A 17,994-nucleotide genomic window follows, 5' to 3' on the forward strand; every position below is an offset into this window, starting at 1 on the left:
ACACAGCGAAATAAAGGATGGTGTGATGGTGCAACAGCGTGTGGTGGTAATCGGTGGTGGAACGGCGGGTTTGGGTGTGATTGCCAGCTTAAGGAAACGAAATAAACAGCTAGCGATTACGCTGATTGAGCCGCAAGAGTATCACTATTATCAGCCCGGCTGGACGCTGGTCGGTGCCGGTGAATATGATCAGCGAGACACGCGCCGCCCGATGCGTAAACTCATTCCATCTGGTGTGACCTGGCACAAGGATAGCGTCAGCCGGGTCGAAGCGGAACGCCAGCAGGTGCATACTGCCGCAGGTCAGGCGCTACCCTATGATGTGCTGCTGATATGCTGCGGTCTGACGCTGCGTTGGGATAAAATCGAAGGTTTGGAGGAGACGTTGGGTAAAAATGGCGTGACCTCAAATTATCGTTACGATCTGGCGCCTTATACCTGGGAGCTGGTGCAGCAACTCAAGTGCGGTAACGCACTTTTCACCCAGCCGCCGGTACCGATTAAATGTGCCGGCGCGCCACAAAAAGCGCTCTATCTTTCCTGCGACTACTGGCATAAACAGCATCGGCTTGGGCAGATCAACACCGAGCTTTGCATCGCCGGCCAGCAGCTGTTCAGCGTAAGTGATTTTATTCCGGAGCTGGAACGCTGGCTGCAACATTACCATGCACAGGTCAACTATGGCTGCAAACTGGTCCGGGTTGACGGTGCGAATCGCCAGGCCTGGTTTGAGCAGGCTGGCGCTGACGGTGAAACTGTCGAGGTGCAGAGATCATTTGATATGTTGCATGTTGTTCCGCCGCAGCTGCCGCCGGCATTTATTTCTGATAGCGGGTTGGGTAATGAGGCCGGCTGGTGCGACGTGGATGAAATCACGTTGCAGCATACGCGCTTTGCCTCGATATTTTCCCTGGGCGATGCGGTATCGACATCGAACTCCAAAACCGCAGCGGCAGCGCGTAAGCAGATGGTGATTGTGGCGCGTAATGTACTGAGTTTTTTACGTCAACAGCCGCTCACGGCCCGTTATGATGGGTACAGCTCCTGCCCGCTAACGGTCAGACGCGGTAAAGTTTTGCTGGCAGAATTTGGTTATAACGGCCGTCTGTTGCCAACATTTCCTCTGAATCCGTTGAAGCCACGCTGGCTGGGATGGTTTCTCAAAGCGCGTTTTTTACCCTGGTTCTACTGGAAGGGAATTTTACAGGGCGTGGAGTGGTTCACCGCCTGTAAGCCAAAACGGTAGCGGTATGCGGTGCGTGCCAGCTTCAGATAACAGACTCTTAAACCTCTGGTGCCAAAAACCGCAGCTGGAACAACTCTCACTGCAGAAACTCTGGATGCCCAGTCACCGCTGGCAGACAACATTATACTGACTAACGGCCATCCCGCTGATGATGCAGGATGCCTGCCCTAAGCAAACAGTGCCGGTGCAGTCGGGTATTTTTCATCGCCGTTGCTTTAAAGCAGCGTTGAATGGTTATGCTGACTGCTGGCACTCTACAAAGGAGGGTATCAATGGATCCTATCGCATTGGCACAAAAGCTTCAGGCGCTTGCTCAGTCCGGCCTTACCTTCAGTCAGGATCAGTTTGATATTGAACGCTATGAGCAGCTGCGGGCGCTGGCGGCGCAGCTGATGGCGGAGCAGTTTTCAGCCGATCCGCTGCAGGTTCAATCGAGTTTTTCTCAGCAGCAGGGATACGCAACGCCAAAGATAGACAGCCGGGCGCTGATTGTTCGTGACGGCAAATTGCTGATGGTGCGAGAAATGGATGATGGCGGTTGGTGCTTACCCGGCGGCTGGGTTGACGTTGGCGATGCGCCAAGACAGGCCGCTGAGCGCGAGGTCCTGGAAGAGACCGGCTTACAGGTACGGGCAACTCGTCTGCTCGGCGTATGGGATCGTAATCAGCATGGTCATCCGCCCCACCCGTTTCATATCTACAAGCTCATTTTCCTCTGTGAAGAATTGGGTGGAGAGTTAGCCATCAGCCATGAGTCGCTGGATATCGGCTTTTTTGCGGCCGATGATCTGCCGCCGTTATCGCTAACGCGTATCGTGCCGTTGCAAATCGAAACCAGCCTGCGCATTGCACGTGAAGGTAGCGAGCCGTGGTGTGATTAACAGGCGGCAAAATCTCTCTCAATGTCGCGGTGGCTGGCGGAAAGCAACGCTGACGCGGTAGTGATCTCTATTTTCCTGGGGAATTCCTGTCTGACGGTCTTATGTACATTGCGGATAATTGACCTACTTTGCAGCGGAGACGGGTGTTGTCAACCGCCTTCTTTTGCAAGTGCCAAAGGCTGAATAATGGAATAAAGAGTAGAGGTAAAAGTCGGTAAATCCGGCATAATCATCTTAATAGCACGGGCATAGCTGTTTATATTTTGGCTAAATTTGCCTGCAATTTGATTCATTCAGAGGTGGACATGAAAGACATCGTTAAAGGATTCCTGAGTTTTCAGGCAAACGTATTTCCTGAAAGGCGCGAGCTGTTCAGGGGACTTGCTTCCAGCCAGAGTCCTAAGGCCCTGTTTATTTCCTGCTCCGATAGCCGCCTGGTGCCGGAGTTAGTCACCCAACAGGACCCAGGGCAGCTGTTTGTTATTCGCAATGCTGGCAACATTATTCCCCCTTTCGGCCCGGAGCCGGGCGGGGTCTCTGCCACTATCGAATATGCGGTTTTGGCGTTGGGTGTCAGTGATATCATCATCTGCGGACACTCAAACTGCGGTGCGATGAAAGCCATTGCAACCTGCCAGTGCCTCGATAATATGCCAGCGGTCTCACACTGGCTACGCTACGCTGATGCGGCAAAGTCGGTTGTGGAAGATAAATCCCACGCGAGTGAAGAAGATAAAGTGAATGCGATGGTGCAGGAAAACGTCATTGCCCAGCTTTATAATATTCGCACTCATCCTTCAGTTGCGGTGGCGCTGCGGAATCGCACCATCCGACTGCACGGTTGGGTCTATGATATTGAAACCGGCGTTATCCACGCGCTTGAGCATATGTCTGAACGCTTTGTACTGCTGTCCGAAAATCCGGATACTTTTTTCGAATAAGCTGGATCTGACGGTGATGTTTTACCTCCGGGGGGAGGGTGCTGCCATCAACCCGGCGAAAGAAAATGGGATGCTATCAGCATCCCATTTTTCTGTTTGTCACTGTCAGAGCCTGATGATTATCGCATGGTCACAAACTCTTCAGCACCGGTTGGGTGAATGGCTAGGGTATTATCGAAGTCCTGCTTAGTGGCCCCCATTTTTAATGCCACGGCGAAACCCTGCAGCATCTCATCCATACCGTAGCCAATGCCGTGAATACCGACGATTTTTTCCTCTTTACCTACGCAAACCAGCTTCATTCGGCACGGCTGGCGATGCTGAGTAACGGCAGTGTACATGGCAGTAAAAGCGGATTTGTAGACGTTGACATTGTCATCACCAAACGCCTCGCGCGCCTGCGGCTCCGTCATGCCAACAGTACCAATCGGCGGATGGCTGAACACCACTGTCGGGACGTTACTGTAATCCAGGTGCTCATTTGGCTTGTTATTAAACAGGCGTTCGGAAAGACGACGTCCAGCCGCCACGGCTACGGGTGTTAGCTCAATATTACCGGTGTTATCGCCGACAGCGTAGATGCCGTTGACATTCGTGTTCTGAAACTTGTCCACCAGAATATAGCCTTTTTCGTCAAGGGCCACGCCGGCTGCTTCAATGTTGAGATTATCGGTTGACGGTTCGCGGCCAATGGCCCAGATGAGACAATCAACAGTTTGCTGCTGGCCGTTTTCCAGCGTCAGTGTCAGGCTGCCATCGGAATTTTTACTCACTGCTTTCGGCACCGCGTGGGTGTGCAGCGTTGGGCCTTCAGCGTTCATCACCTCAACCAGGGTCTCTGACAACAGCGGGTCGAAACTACGCAGCGGAGCATGTTTACGTACAAACAGATGGGTTTCGGAACCCAGCGCACTCAGCACACCGGCGATCTCAACGGCGATATAACCTGCCCCCACCACTGCCGAACGTTTTGGCAGCGCCTGCAGCTCGAAGAAACCGTCAGAGTCAATGCCCAGTTCCGCGCCGGGGATACTCGGATGCGTCGGTCGTCCGCCGGTAGCGATCAAAATATGATCGGCGCTGATCTTTTCGCCGTTGACCTCCACGGTGTGAGCGTCAACAAAACGTGCAAAGCCGTGAATAACATCTACGTTATTTTTGCCCAGCACGTTGTCATAAGAGGTGTGGATGCGATCGATATAGGCCGTGCGGTTTTTTACCAGGGTTGCCCAGTTGAACTGATTAAGCGTAGCGTCAAAGCCATAATCCTGGCCGTAATGATTAATGGCCTCGGCGATTTGTGCTGCATGCCACATCACTTTTTTGGGTACGCAACCTACGTTTACGCAGGTTCCGCCAAGATCCTTTGCTTCGATCAGCGCGCATTTTTGCCCGTACATGGCCGCACGGTTGATTGATGCAATTCCGCCGCTGCCGCCACCTATGGCGAGGTAATCATAATGTCTGGTCATTAAAGCGTTCCATCCGGTGAAAGTGGTTTAGCTAATAATAGCCCTAAGTTTAACGCCTGCATTGGCGATGCCGTAAAGTTTGCACCAATGATTGTAATAGGGGAAGCGTGTCGACATGACCGATTACCTGTCGGTGGTAAAGGCCCCTAAAAAGGTTAAACTCAGCGCACTGGTCAACCTGGAGTATTGCATGGAACTTCAATTTCTTGGTACCGGCGCGGGGATGCCCAGCCGGGAGCGTAACGTCACCAGTATCGCTCTGAACCTGCCGGAACGGCCGGTTAGCTGGCTGTTTGATTGTGGTGAAGGTACTCAGCATCAGATCCTGCGTACGACGATCAAACCAGGGCGGATCGAGAAGATCTTTATTACACATTTACATGGCGATCATATTTTTGGCCTGCCTGGTTTTCTTACCAGCCGTTCAATGAATGACAGTAAAGGTCCTTTAACCCTTTATGGGCCGCCGGGTATCCGATCATTCGTCGAAACGACGCTATCCCTCAGCGGTTCCTGGGTCTCTTTTCCAATGGAAATTGTCGAGATTAGTGCGGGAACGGTTTACGACGATGAATTTTACCGGGTTATCGCCGGACCAATGAACCACCCTGTGGAATGCTATGGTTACCGCATTGAGCAAAAAGATAAGCCCGGTGCGCTGGATGCCGGAAGGCTTGCTGCCGACGGCGTGCCGCGCGGTCCCTGGTTTCACGATATCAAGCAGGGACGACAGGTCGTCCTGGATGACGGTCGGCTGATCAACGGCTGGGATTACGTGTTGCCGGGAACAAAAGGTAAAACGCTGACCATTTTCGGTGATACCTCACCGGGTAATGCGGCACTGACTCTGGCGAAAGGGGCGGATCTGATGGTGCATGAGGCTACGCTGGAGGCCGCGATGGAACAAAAGGCCAATAGCCGGGGTCACTCCTCTACCGTACAGGCGGCGGAGGTAGCCCGCCAGGCTGGTGCCAGACGATTGATTATTACGCATCTCAGCTCGCGCTATCAGCGTGCAGATTGCCCACGTCTGTTGGCCGAGTGCCGGACCATCTTTCCGGCAACCGAGTTGGCGCAAGACTTTTCACTGTTCAGCCTGTGATCACTCCGGTACCAACCAGCTGACGCGGGCATGGCCGATGCCTGTTGGTACCAGCTTTTCATGTAGCCACGGCAGCAGGGTTTTCATCTGATGTTCCAGCCTCCAGGGTGGATTAACCACCAGCATACCGGAAGCGGTCATGCCCCGCTGATCGCTGTCAGGGCGCACCGCCAGTTCGATTTGTAAAATGCGGCGAATGCCGGTGGCTTGCATCTCATTGCACATTTTCTTTATCTGCTGACGCATGACCACAGGATACCAGAGGGCGAATACCCCGGTAGCGAAACGCTTATAGCCTTCGTGGATGCTGCTGACCACTGCCTGATAGTCGCTTTTTAGCTCATAAGGTGGGTCGATAAGGATCAGCCCCCGGCGTGACGGTGGCGGCAACCTGGCTTTTAGCTGTTGATAGCCATCAGCACGCTCAACCCGGGCGCGAGGCTCTTTCTGAAACTCGTTACGCAACAAAGGAAAATCGCTGGAGTGCAGCTCGGTCAGGTGTAGCTTGTCGTCGGGGCGCAGCAAATGACGGGCTATCAGCGGCGAGCCGGGGTAGAAACGCAGCGTTTTACCCTGATTAAAGGCCCTCACTGCGCCGATATAGGGTTTAAGCAGTTCCGGTATATCATCGTGCTGCCAGATGCGGGCGATACCTTCAAGATATTCTCCGGTACGCTCGGCGTGCTCTCCGCTTAGCTGATAGCGTCCGGCTCCGGCGTGGGTATCAAGATAGAGAAACGGTTTTTCTTTCTCTTTAAGCCCTTCGATGATCAGGCTTTGCACGGTGTGCTTGAGGACATCGGCGTGGTTGCCGACGTGGAAACTGTGGCGGTAGCTGAGCATGTCTGAAGATTTATCCGATGGGAAAAAGCGTTAGTGCCGCACTCATCAGGTTGATGATAACGTTCCTGACAGAACGTCATCGGCCTGATTCAGCGACAAGGTTGGCGCCAGTATAACCTGCTGGCAGTGGAAATGTCCTGCCGATGCTAACAGGCATTGATTTCTATTACGTCTGGCCCCATGTTACTGCTTATCGCGCGCAGCAACGCTGCCCCATACACGATAATAAGGACCGTGCTATGACGAATCCGCTTCTGAGTAATTTCACCCTTCCCCCTTTCTCTGCCATTAAGCCTGAACATGTGGTTCCTGCCGTGCAGCAGGCGCTTGACGACTGCCGCGCGGCGGTTGAAAAGGCGGTGGCGCACGGTGCGCCCTGGAACTGGGATAATTTGGTACAACCGCTGGCTGAAGTGGACGATCGACTCAGTCGGCTTTTTTCGCCGGTCAGTCATCTGAATTCGGTTAAAAACAGTCCTGAGCTGCGGGAAGCCTACGAACAGGTTCTGCCGCTGTTATCAGAATATGGCACGTGGGTCGGCCAGCACGAAGGATTGTACCAGGCTTACCGTAATCTGAAAGAGAACGGTAGCTATAATTCGCTGACGTTGGCGAAGAAGAAAGCGGTGGATAATGCGCTGCGTGATTTTGAGCTTTCCGGTATAGGACTCTCTAAAGAGAAACAAAAACGCTATGGCGAAATTGCCGCGCGTCTCTCCGAGCTGGGTTCGAAATACAGTAACAACGTGCTCGACGCCACGATGGGGTGGAGTAAGCTGATTAGCGACCAAAGTGAGCTGGCCGGGTTGCCTGAAAGCGCACTGGCCGCCGCTAAAGCACAGGCAGAGGCGAAAGAGCAGCAAGGATGGTTGCTGACGCTGGATATTCCGAGCTACCTGCCGGTGATGACTTATTGCGACAACGCAGCGCTGCGTGAAGAAATGTATCGTGCCTATTCCACCCGGGCTTCCGACCAGGGGCCGAATGCCGGCAAGTGGGATAACAGTGAGGTGATGGCCGAGGAGCTGGCGCTACGTCACGAGCTGGCCCAGCTGCTGGGCTTTGACTCCTATGCCGATAAGTCGCTGGCGACCAAAATGGCGCAAAGTCCGGCGCAGGTTCTTGAATTTCTCGGTGATCTGGCTAAGCGCGCACGCCCCCAAGCGGAAAAAGAGTTGGCACAGCTGCGTGCATTTGCCAAAAAAACGTTCGGCGTTGACGAACTGCAGCCCTGGGATCTGACTTACTACGGCGAGAAGCAAAAACAGCATTTGTATACTATCAGTGATGAGCAGCTGCGGCCCTATTTCCCGGAAGATCGTGCGGTCAATGGTCTTTTTGAAGTGGTCAAACGCATTTACGGCATCAGCGCTAAGGAGCGCAAAGATGTCGATGTTTATCATCCTGATGTACGCTTTTTCGATCTGTTTGATGACAGCGGCGAGCTGCGCGGTAGTTTTTATTTGGATCTTTACGCTCGCGAGCATAAGCGTGGTGGTGCCTGGATGGATGACTGCGTCGGCCAGATGCGTAAAGCGGACGGCTTGTTGCAAAAGCCGGTGGCGTACCTGACCTGCAACTTCAATGGGCCGATCGGTGGCAAACCGGCGCTGTTTACCCATGATGAAGTGATCACCCTGTTTCATGAGTTTGGTCACGGCTTGCACCACATGCTTACACAGATAGAGGTGCCGGGCGTTTCCGGCATCAACGGCGTACCCTGGGATGCGGTCGAACTGCCAAGTCAGTTTATGGAAAACTGGTGTTGGGAGCCTGAAGCGCTGGCGTTTATCTCCGGCCATTATGAAACCGGCGAGCCGCTACCTAAGGCGCTGCTGGATAAAATGCTGGCGGCCAAGAATTACCAGGCCGCGCTGTTTATTTTGCGCCAGCTGGAATTTGGCCTGTTCGATTTCCGTCTGCATGCAGAATTTAACCCAGCTAACGGTGCGTCTGTTCTCGACACTCTGGCCGAGATTAAAAAGCAGGTAGCGGTGGTGCCCAGCCCTTCCTGGGGCCGTTTTCCCCACGCATTTAGCCATATTTTTGCGGGTGGCTACGCAGCAGGATACTACAGCTATCTGTGGGCGGACGTGCTGGCGGCGGATGCTTACTCGCGTTTTGAAGACGACGGCATTTTTAACCGCGCTACCGGTCAGGCATTCCTCGACAACATTCTGACCCGAGGGGGATCTGAGGAGCCGATGGCGTTGTTTAAACGCTTTCGTGGTCGTGAACCGCAGCTGGATGCGATGCTGAAACATTATGGTATTCAGGAAGCATCCGAGGCGTGAAAATCTGCCTGATCGATGAAACGGGCGCCGGTGACGGCGCCCTGTCTGTTTTAGCCGCTCGGTGGGGGCTGGAGCAGGATGAACGTCAGTTAATGGCGCTGGTGATGACGTCTGATGGCCTTGAATTACGCAAGCAGGATGAGCCAAAACTCGGTGGTATCCGCGTTGATTTTGCCGCGGGCGCGCTGGCACACCGCCGGCGTTTTGGCGGCGGTCGGGGTGAGGCCGTCGCTAAAGCCGTGGGTATAAAGGGCAGCTACCTGCCTGACGTGGTCGATGCCACCGCCGGATTGGGGCGTGACGCTTTTGTGCTGGCCTCTATCGGTTGTCGCGTCAGGATGCTGGAGCGCCATCCGGTCGTGGCCGCGTTACTGGATGATGGCCTGCAACGCGGCTATCTGGATGCGGAAATCGGCGTCTGGCTGCGTGAACGCCTGACCTTACTGCATGCATCAAGTCTGACGGCTCTTGAGGCGCTTAATCCACGCCCGGAGGTTGTGTATCTCGATCCCATGTATCCACATCGTCAGAAGAGTGCACTGGTGAAAAAAGAGATGCGCGTTTTTCAGATGCTGGTAGGGGCTGACGCTGACGCCGATGGTTTGCTGTTCCCGGCACGACGACTGGCGACAAAAAGGATCGTGGTGAAACGGCCCGACTACGCGCCGCCTTTGGCAGAGGTTGAAACCCGCTCGGCAGTAATAACCAAAAGTCACCGCTATGATATTTATCCGCCGCTGAGTGCTGGCTAAGTGAAAATCCCGCGTTCAAACCGCATCCGATGAGCAGGGGATACTGGCGCTCATGATGCGGTTTTTATTGTCGGCGTCCGGGCTGTTACTCTGTTTCTTCTTCGTCGCGTAGCGGAACGATCAGCATATCAACATGTACGGTGTTGATTAACTGACGCGCCGAGGACATCAGTTTGCTCCAGAAGTCCTGATGGTGACCGCAGACGACGAGGTCTGCATCATACTTTCTGATGGCATCAACCAGCACCTGCCCTAAATCGCCGCTGCCACTCAGCGTTTCGCTAATTGGATAGCCAGCGTTAGTCGATAGGGCTGTGAGGGCATTCTGAGTCTCCTGGGAAAGGCGTTGTTGCATATCGCCAAGATTCACATCGATCAGACCGGTATAAAGATCCGAATAATTGACATCTACATGGATCAGGGAAACTTTAGCGTTATGAGGTTGTGCGATAGAAATCGCCTTTTCTACCAATACTTTGCTTTCAGGAGAAAGGTCTACTGCTATCAGGATATGTTTGTAAGCCATGATAAAACTCCTTCCATAAAACGCGTGGGTCCGTCGCGAGTATTTAATTCCCGGCTGCACCACAATCAGTTAAAAGCGTTCTAAAACCAGTCGCAATTCATAAAGTGACTTGCTACCTGTTCTAAAACAACATCACCCCGTATCACCCTTATTTCAGAGACAAAGAGTATAGACCTACAATGCATTATGCACAGTGGTACAGCGCATCGTTTAAACTATTTATAAGGCTTTTGCGTTCTTTAGAAAATGACGTAGTGAAAAACAGGGGTGGAATATTTTAGTTCGGTTCTTCTACACTATTTAAAGGCGTTTGTAACGACGGCAGGCGCCTTAATCTTCCGTATTAACACAACAATTTTGGCTATCTTATGGTTGGCTACACCTCCAGGGCGAGTCCGGCGCTACTGCGTTGCATCCGCCTTTGCGATCTTTAGCCGGGAGGGAGATATGATCAGCCCTATCGCACTGTTCTGGGCTTTGTGTGTGGTGTGCGTGGTAAATATGGCGCGTTACTTCTCTTCTTTACGCGCCTTGCTTATCGTATTACGTGGTTGCGATCCGCTGCTTTATCAGTACGTGGACGGCGGCGGATTTTTTACAGCGCATGGCCAGCCGGGTAAGCAGGTGCGGCTGGTTCGCTACATCTGGTTAAAGCGCTATCGTGACCATCATGATGACGAGTTTATGTTGCGCTGTGAGCGTGTCCGCGGACAGTTTATTCTGACCAGTACCCTTTGTGGTGTGATCATCGTGAGCGCAATTGCGCTGGCGATAGGGTATTGACCCGCCAAAAAAGCAGGCCGGGAAAGCCCGGCCTGCCTGTTATACCAGCTTAAGGGCCAGCCAGTAGAGCACGCCTGACAGCAGGATGCAGACCGGTAGGGTCAGTATCCAGGCCATCAAAATATTTTTAACCGTTTTGCCCTGTAAACCGCCGCTGTCTACCAGCATGGTCCCGGCGACTGAGGACGAGAGTACGTGGGTGGTAGATACCGGCATCCCGGTATAGCTGGCGATACCTATCGACAGTGCGGAGGTCATCTGTGCCGACATGCCCTGGGCATAGGTCATGCCATTCTTACCGATTTTTTCACCAATGGTTGTTGCTACCCGACGCCAGCCGATCAGCGTACCGAGTGAGAGTGCCAGCGCAACAGCGACAATAATCCAAATCGGCGCGTATTCAATGGTGCTGAGTAGATCACTTTTTAGCTTTTTCAAATAGCGCACATCATCACTGCTGACGCCGGGCAGACTGGTGGTCTTCTCCGTCGCATCAGAAATGCACATCATGATACGACGCAACTGGCTACGCTGAGCGACGCTGAGCTGATCGTAGTTTTTCAGATTCGTCAGCAACTGCTGGGCGCGCTCAATGGAGTGCATAGCGTTTGCGCTATTGCAATGGAAGCTGTGAGGATCACCAGGCTTTTCTTCCGGCGTGGGGACGGCCGGTGGAGACAGCGCCACTAACTGTTTCAGCACGTTATCATTTTGCTGATAAAACTGCTGTAGATGATTTACCGCATCGCGGGTCCGCATGATGTCGTAGCCTGTGGCGTTCATGTTGACTACGAAGCCTGCTGGCGCAATACCGATCAACACCAGCATGATCAAACCAATTCCTTTTTGTCCGTCGTTGGCACCGTGAGAGTAGCTAACGCCAATAGCGGATACAATCAGCGCAATACGCGTCCAGAAAGGCGGCTTTTTTTTGCCATCAATCTTTTCACGATCGGCTGGTGTCATATGAATGCGCGCACGCTTTTTGGTGCCGCTCCAGTAGCGACGCAGCAGAAAGATTAGCAATCCTGCCAGCACCAGGCCTACCAGCGGTGAAATGATCAGCGCCAGAAAGATTTCGATCATTTTCGGAATATTCAGCGCATCAATAATAGAGGTGTGATTAACGATTGCGTTGGTGAGACCAATTCCGATGATCGAACCGATAAGGGTGTGAGAGCTTGAGGCGGGCAGACCCAGATACCAGGTACCAAAGTTCCAGATAATCGCCGCCAGTAACAGCGAGAATACCATCGCCAGCCCCTGTGCTGAACTGACGTTCAACAATAAATCGGTTGGCAGCAAATGTACGATGGCGTAGGCGACGCTTAGTCCGCCGAGCAGCACGCCAAAGAAGTTAAACAGTCCGGCCATGCCCACTGCCAACCGCGCACGCATTGCGCGGGTATAGATCACTGTCGCAACTGCATTAGCCGTATCATGGAAGCCATTAATTGCTTCGTACAGAAGAACAAAAATAAGGGCCAGTACCAGCAACAGGGCAGTATGAAAATCAAGACCAGCAAAAAGATGAAGCATAACGTTAAGCCATTTTGGAGGAAATGAACGCGGCGCATTATCGGTGACAAAGCCACATTGGGAAAGGAAAATATGGACTTATTTTTGTTATGTTTTGATATTTATATCGTCATCAGGGCATAAAGCGGTTATTAAACAGAATATTATTTGGCCTGGTCAGTGATGGCATTATTGCCACTGGTAACCGTAGCGGCAACCTTTTACAATCAGCCTCTTTTTATCGTCGGGCAGAAATTGCGTGCAAAAGTTTGATGTCATTATTATTGGTGCAGGTGCGGCAGGTCTGTTTTGTGCCGCTCAGGCGGGACAGAAAGGTCTACGTGTTCTGCTCCTTGATAACGGCAAAAAAGCCGGGCGTAAAATTCTGATGTCGGGCGGCGGCCGCTGTAATTTCACTAATCTTTATACGCAGCCAGGCGCTTACCTGTCTGCCAATCCGCATTTCTGCAAATCTGCACTGGCGCGCTATACCCAGTGGGATTTTATCGGCCTGGTTAATCGCCACCAGATCCCGTGGCATGAAAAGACGCTCGGTCAGCTGTTCTGTGACGAGTCGGCGCAGCAAATTGTCGATATGCTGTTGAACGAATGTGAAGTGGGTCAGGTTATTTTGCGTTTGCGCAGTGATATCTCCGCCGTGGAGAAAATCGCAGAGAATTATGAGCTGGTGCTGAACGATAGTCGGGTTTGTGCGCCCAAATTGGTGGTCGCCAGCGGTGGTCTGTCGATGCCAGGATTAGGGGCCTCGCCGTTCGGCTATCGTCTTGCGGAACAGTTCGGTCTGAAGGTGCTGCCTACACGCGCTGCGCTGGTGCCTTTTACTTTGCACAAGCCATTACTGACGCAGTTGCAAACTCTTTCAGGCGTTTCGCTGCCATCGCGCCTGACTGCGGAAGACGGCACCGTTTTCAATGAGGCGCTGCTATTTACCCATCGCGGTCTTTCTGGCCCTGCGGTGCTTCAGCTCTCCAGCTTCTGGCAGCCTGGCGAACATATCAGCATTGATCTTTCTCCCCAGCAATCACTGGATGCGCTAATTAACAACGAGCGCCAGGCGCAGCGCAATCTCAGCCTGAAAAACTGCCTGACGAAAGTGCTGCCTAAACGGCTGGTCGAGATATTACAACAGCTTGAGATCATACCGGATGTCAGCCTGAAACAGCTTAATAGAAAGCAGCAGGCAGCGCTAACGGCAACGCTGCATCAGTGGCGAATCCAACCTAATGGCACCGAAGGATATCGTACGGCGGAGGTGACTCTCGGTGGCGTGGATACCCATGCGCTCTCCTCGAAAACGATGGAAGCGGCAAGCGTTCCTGGCCTCTACTTTATTGGTGAGGTGGTCGACGTAACCGGTTGGTTGGGGGGCTATAACTTCCAGTGGGCCTGGAGTTCGGCTTGGGCCTGCGCTCAGGCGTTGTGATACTGCAGACCACGGCGAATCTGGACGCCACCGGCTGGGTTAAGATAACTCTATGTATACCGCCGTCATGATCTCTCAATGCTGATATCGATGACATCCCACATTCACAACATCAGACGCCAGCATAGACTGGCGATTATTGCAACGCTGCACAGACTGGGTTTTGTGCTCCAGTCTGAACTGGCGGCAAGACTGGTCTGTGCAGCGCCAGCTTTGGCAGCGTTGTTAACGCCCTTTGCGCGCATCAGGAGGTGATGATCCGGGCGCCTGAAGCTTTTCGTGGCGGGCGTCCAGCGCTACGTTATGCTTTGAATCCCGATTGTTATTCTCTGCTTTGCTTCTATGCTGAGGGCAACGACTCTTCGGCCCGTATCGTGCGCGCATTGTTCTCTGCAACGGGCGGACGACGGTCAGAGGATCGGGGAGACGTTCAGCAGCAACAACCAGAAGCTTTTTACGCCAGCGTTACTTTAGCGCTTAAACGTTGGCCGAATATTCGCGCAATTGGCGCTGGCGTGTCAGGGGGGGTGGCCGATGGCACGGTGCTATCCAACGATATTTCCTCCTTTAGCGGCTTAAAGATAGCGCAGACGCTGAGTCAGCAAACGGGGGTGTCATGTTCGCGCGGATAACGCTATGAGTCATGCGGTCTGTGGGCTGTATCGGCGTCACTGCTCTCCGGACTCCGATCCGGTGGCGTATATTCATTGTCATGAGGTTTTTTGCATTGGCTGTGGTCTGGTGGTAAACGGTCAGCTATTGCACGGAACCATGCTTACACCAGCGTATTGCCCAGCGACATCTGCCTGAATGAGTTCAGCGCCCCTATCTGTATGGAATGGCTGACCTGATACAGCGCAGCCTCAGCCTTCTGAATTTGCAGGAAAATTAATTTTTCCGCTTGAGTTTTGCCCGTCAGGAATTATCGTTTTCAGTAATTAAAATCATTTTAAAAAGTAGCTTTATTGACCTCTGGAGGCAGTTAAAAATGAGTAAAGTTAGCTCTGGCAAGAAAGTGGTATCCGGAGCGCTGGCTACGCGAGCGGTATTTTTTATCGTCGGTATGGCAGTGGGGTTATGGGCAGCGCTTGTGCCCTTCGTTCAACAGCGAACGGGTGCAGAAGCAAACCAGCTTGGTGCGCTGTTGCTCTGCCTTGGTGCCGGGTCGCTGGTCTCTATGTCCGTTGCAGGCCCGCTGGTCGGCCGCTTCGGCTGTCGGACGATTATTTTCGTTGCAACTTTACTTTACTGCCTGTTATTGCCGGTACTGGCGACTGCAGATGAGCTTTGGCAGCTTGGTCTCGCACTGTTTATTTTTGGCATGGGTATCGGACTGACTGAGGTCGCGATGAACGTACAGGGCGCTATCGTTGAGCAGATGTCCGGCAAGCCTTTGATGTCGGGGTTTCACTGCCTGTGGAGTATTGGCGGCATTGCCGGTTCTGCCGGCGGTGCTTTGCTGTTCCGCGTTGGCCTTACACCGTTAACCAGCACCCTGTTAACAATTACGGTTACTGCGCTGGTGCTGCTGCTGACGTCTTCCGGGTTGCTGAGATTTGGCAACCATCATATGACGGCAGCAACATCTACTGGTCGCTTTCGGCCTGGCTTCACCCTAATTTTACTGGCGTTAATGACGATGCTTTCTTTTATGGCTGAAGGGGCGGTCATCGACTGGAGCGGCATCTTTATGACGACAGAGCGCGGTCTGGATGTGCGCAACGCTGGCTGGAGTTTTGCTGTATTTTCAATTGCCATGTCTGTATTGCGCCTGACCGGCGATGCGCTCGTGGAGCGTCTGGGACGTAAAACGGTACTGGTTGGCGGTGGGGTGCTGGCGATGGCTGGCTACCTGCTGGTCGTGTTGGCTCCGGACTGGATAATATCGCTATGGGGGTTCGCTTTAATCGGCATTGGCGCGGCCAATATTGTTCCAATACTCGTGACTCTGGCCGGGCAGGAAAAAGGGATGCCGGTTAACCTGTCTGTCGCTGTCGTCACCACGCTTGGCTATTTTGGCGTACTCGGCGGCCCGGCTATCCTTGGCTGGATAGCGCACTATACCAATTTTCAAATCGCTTTCACGCTGCTGGCCGCGGGTTTTGCACTGATTGCCGTCGCGGCGTTGACGCTGCGCTATCAGACGAATTAGAGCACTAACGTCATAGCGAATAAGATAACGTTAAACGCAGCGCGAATCGTTCTCAACAGTGAACTGCTGCTGGTAACAGATCGCCCTGCGAGCACAGATCCTTATGTATCCCGCGCCGCTGTCAGTTAGCCAGGCGTTGATATCAGAGGAGAGTTTCCGTTCGAGGCCCAGAAATTCGCCTGACGGGACCTTGCTTACCAGTAATGACTTAATCTTTTAGCGCACGCACAAACGCAGAGCGTGATGTGTACGTCTGGCAGACTTGCCGGCTCGACTGACGCGTCCGTTCACTGCGGATGAAGTAGTTTGTCAGACTCATTCGCCCGCTGGCGTAACGTGCTGTGGCGCGAACCACTGTTTTTTTGTGTCATTCCCCTCTTTTTTTTCTCCGGCGCGCCGATAGTAACTTTAACCCTGCCTTATACGCAGTGATCATCGGTTGGGGTGGTTAACGGTAGGCGTTTTCGCAACGATAAAATCAGAGAGACCGGCATGGATAATATCCAACGAGACATCGACGAGCGCGCCAATCTGGCGCTGACCAATAAATTTGAACTGCTGCTGTTCAGGCTGGGGGTTGAGGCGGCGAAAGGCGTTTCAGAGCTGTACGGTATCAACGTATTTAAACTGCGAGAAATTATGCCGATGCCGGAAATTACCAGAGCCGCGGGCATGACGGCACCGCTACTTGGAATGACCAGTATTCGCGGGCAGATTATCCCTGTCATTGATCTTGCTGCGGTTGCTGGTTGTGTTCCCGAAACCGGCCATAATTTGCTGCTGGTCACTGAATATGCCCGCAGCACGCAGGCCTTCGCGATTGAGTCTGTGGATGATATCGTTCGTCTCGAATGGAGCCAGGTTCACCCCTCAGAGATGGCGCTGAATGCTAAATATGTAACCAGTATTGCCTCGCTGGAGCGTCTTTCCGGTGAAAAAGGGTTGGTGCAGATCCTCGACGTTGAACAGGTTTTGCATGAGATCATCCCCTCCACCCGTGAAGTACATGAAACTAAAGTTCAGCAGGATAGAACGATCAGTATCAGGCCTGGTGCCAGTGTCATCGTGGCTGAAGATTCAAAAGTCGCGCGTCAGATGCTGGAGAGGGCGATGGAGGTGATGAAACTGCCCGCTATCATGCATACCACGGGCCTTGAGGCCTGGAAGCATATTCAGCAGATTGCCAGGGCGTCTCTGGAAACTGGCGAGCCGATCAGTAATAAGATCGCGCTGGTGCTGACGGACATAGAAATGCCGGAGATGGATGGCTTTACCCTGACGCGCAGCATCAAGGGCGACAAAGCGTTAGCCGGTACCCCGGTGATTATACATTCGTCGCTTACCGGCAGCGCAAACGAAGAGCATATTCGTAAAGTGCGGGCGGATGGATACGTGGCTAAATTTGAAATTAACGAGTTGTATGATGCGATTAAGTCGGTACTTCAACCCTGATCAGAAACCTGTGGTTATGCGCGGCAGAGGGTTATTGGCGACGCAGAGCGCTTTCGCCTGGCTTTATTTGTCAGGCGCAGACAAGCTTCGAGCGGCCAGTTAGCTGCAAACGGCGTCTTTATTAATCACTAAGGCGATGGCTGACAACGTTAAGCAATTGGTTTTTATCATTTTGAATGAAATAGAAGTAAGCGATTACTACCTCAAGCCACCGCAACAGCGTTTGTATGGCTCTAGTAGCAGACCTGGTTAATTTCCGCAGCCTCACGTCTGTGCGCTAATCTCTTAATGAGTTGCAGAACAGGCTCAGTATTGTTAGTGAGTATTCACTCTATTTTCGTATAATATTTACTTTCTCTTTCGGATTACCGCGTATTTGCTGCACCGCTTGTATCCCCGTGGTCGGCGGAATGAATCTCTGTAGCATAAATTCCTAAGCAGGGTGGCGTGTGTTCAGGCTTTTCATCGGCAATTTGACGTAGGCTATTAATGCATCGCCGTAGCTGAGGGAGCGCCAAACAATCCCGCTCACTCACCTCAACAGATGCCTGAAAAAGATCGGTGGCAGAATACCCGTTCAATAAAACC

17 protein-coding genes are annotated in these 17,994 nt (G+C 52.8%); 12 read left to right on the top strand and 5 right to left on the bottom strand.

Features of this window, described 5'->3' with window-relative positions; translation table 11 throughout:
- Window positions 1–25: 25 nt before the first annotated feature.
- Both BM191_RS10940 and BM191_RS10945 read left to right on the top strand, forming a co-directional pair.
- Entirely contained in the window at window positions 26–1,246 is a 1,221-nt protein-coding gene (locus BM191_RS10940; protein ID WP_092878085.1) for an NAD(P)/FAD-dependent oxidoreductase, read from the top strand.
- Between the two features lie 272 nt (window positions 1,247–1,518).
- Complete coding sequence (locus tag BM191_RS10945; protein WP_092878087.1) at window positions 1,519–2,127, top strand: NUDIX hydrolase; 609 nt, start codon at window positions 1,519–1,521, stop codon at window positions 2,125–2,127.
- 149 nt (window positions 2,128–2,276) lie between these two features.
- On the opposite strand, the gene BM191_RS16800 is transcribed toward BM191_RS10945, so the two are convergent.
- Complete coding sequence (locus BM191_RS16800; protein ID WP_177203328.1) at window positions 2,277–2,420, bottom strand: hypothetical protein; 144 nt, start codon at window positions 2,418–2,420, stop codon at window positions 2,277–2,279.
- 12 nt (window positions 2,421–2,432) lie between these two features.
- On the opposite strand from BM191_RS16800, the gene BM191_RS10950 reads away from it, so the two are divergent.
- Window positions 2,433–3,068, top strand: coding sequence for a carbonic anhydrase (locus BM191_RS10950; protein WP_092878089.1), 636 nt, complete (start codon window positions 2,433–2,435; stop codon window positions 3,066–3,068).
- Window positions 3,069–3,187: 119 nt separating this feature from the next.
- Here the strand turns inward: BM191_RS10950 and gorA are convergent, their stop codons facing one another.
- Window positions 3,188–4,540: a glutathione-disulfide reductase gene (gene gorA / locus BM191_RS10955; protein WP_092878091.1), complete on the bottom strand. Its 1,353-nt coding sequence runs from the start codon at window positions 4,538–4,540 to the stop codon at window positions 3,188–3,190.
- Between the two features lie 190 nt (window positions 4,541–4,730).
- Between gorA and rnz the strand changes: the two genes are divergently transcribed.
- Entirely contained in the window at window positions 4,731–5,642 is a 912-nt protein-coding gene (gene rnz / locus BM191_RS10960) for a ribonuclease Z (RefSeq protein WP_092878323.1), read from the top strand.
- Here the strand turns inward: rnz and BM191_RS10965 are convergent, their stop codons facing one another.
- Entirely contained in the window at window positions 5,643–6,485 is an 843-nt protein-coding gene (locus BM191_RS10965; RefSeq protein WP_092878093.1) for a 23S rRNA (adenine(2030)-N(6))-methyltransferase RlmJ, read from the bottom strand. It lies immediately after the preceding gene.
- 239 nt (window positions 6,486–6,724) lie between these two features.
- Here BM191_RS10965 and prlC point away from each other — a divergent pair, with 239 nt between their 5' ends.
- The gene (gene prlC / locus BM191_RS10970; RefSeq protein WP_092878326.1) at window positions 6,725–8,779 is read left to right on the top strand and encodes an oligopeptidase A; all 2,055 of its coding nucleotides are present in this window, start codon (window positions 6,725–6,727) and stop codon (window positions 8,777–8,779) included.
- Window positions 8,776–9,531 (top strand): 16S rRNA (guanine(1516)-N(2))-methyltransferase RsmJ, encoded by a 756-nt coding sequence (gene rsmJ, locus BM191_RS10975; RefSeq protein WP_092878095.1) that lies wholly within the window; start codon window positions 8,776–8,778, stop codon window positions 9,529–9,531. The genes prlC and rsmJ overlap by 4 nt, the downstream gene beginning before the upstream one ends.
- An 85-nt stretch (window positions 9,532–9,616) precedes the next feature.
- Here the strand turns inward: rsmJ and uspA are convergent, their stop codons facing one another.
- Window positions 9,617–10,057, bottom strand: a complete 441-nt coding sequence (uspA, locus tag BM191_RS10980; RefSeq protein WP_092878097.1) for a universal stress protein UspA — start codon at window positions 10,055–10,057, stop codon at window positions 9,617–9,619.
- A 447-nt stretch (window positions 10,058–10,504) separates the two neighbouring features.
- Between uspA and uspB the strand changes: the two genes are divergently transcribed.
- Entirely contained in the window at window positions 10,505–10,840 is a 336-nt protein-coding gene (gene uspB, locus BM191_RS10985; protein ID WP_092878099.1) for a universal stress protein UspB, read from the top strand.
- 39 nt (window positions 10,841–10,879) lie between these two features.
- Here uspB and pitA read toward each other — a convergent pair whose 3' ends face one another.
- Window positions 10,880–12,379: an inorganic phosphate transporter PitA gene (gene pitA / locus BM191_RS10990; protein WP_092878101.1), complete on the bottom strand. Its 1,500-nt coding sequence runs from the start codon at window positions 12,377–12,379 to the stop codon at window positions 10,880–10,882.
- Between the two features lie 238 nt (window positions 12,380–12,617).
- Between pitA and BM191_RS10995 the strand changes: the two genes are divergently transcribed.
- From BM191_RS10995 to BM191_RS11010, 5 genes are all read left to right on the top strand, one after another.
- Window positions 12,618–13,802: a BaiN/RdsA family NAD(P)/FAD-dependent oxidoreductase gene (locus tag BM191_RS10995; protein ID WP_092878103.1), complete on the top strand. Its 1,185-nt coding sequence runs from the start codon at window positions 12,618–12,620 to the stop codon at window positions 13,800–13,802.
- A 254-nt stretch (window positions 13,803–14,056) separates the two neighbouring features.
- Window positions 14,057–14,434 (top strand): hypothetical protein, encoded by a 378-nt coding sequence (locus BM191_RS11000; RefSeq protein ID WP_092878105.1) that lies wholly within the window; start codon window positions 14,057–14,059, stop codon window positions 14,432–14,434.
- 4 nt (window positions 14,435–14,438) lie between these two features.
- Entirely contained in the window at window positions 14,439–14,612 is a 174-nt protein-coding gene (locus BM191_RS16560; RefSeq protein WP_143088820.1) for an ROK family protein, read from the top strand.
- Between the two features lie 178 nt (window positions 14,613–14,790).
- Complete coding sequence (locus BM191_RS11005; RefSeq protein WP_092878328.1) at window positions 14,791–15,954, top strand: MFS transporter; 1,164 nt, start codon at window positions 14,791–14,793, stop codon at window positions 15,952–15,954.
- Between the two features lie 492 nt (window positions 15,955–16,446).
- Window positions 16,447–17,406, top strand: coding sequence for a chemotaxis protein (locus BM191_RS11010; protein ID WP_092878107.1), 960 nt, complete (start codon window positions 16,447–16,449; stop codon window positions 17,404–17,406).
- Window positions 17,407–17,994 lie beyond the last annotated feature (588 nt).

The organism is Izhakiella capsodis (assembly GCF_900115045.1).
GTDB classification, from domain to species: Bacteria; Pseudomonadota; Gammaproteobacteria; order Enterobacterales; family Enterobacteriaceae; genus Izhakiella; species Izhakiella capsodis.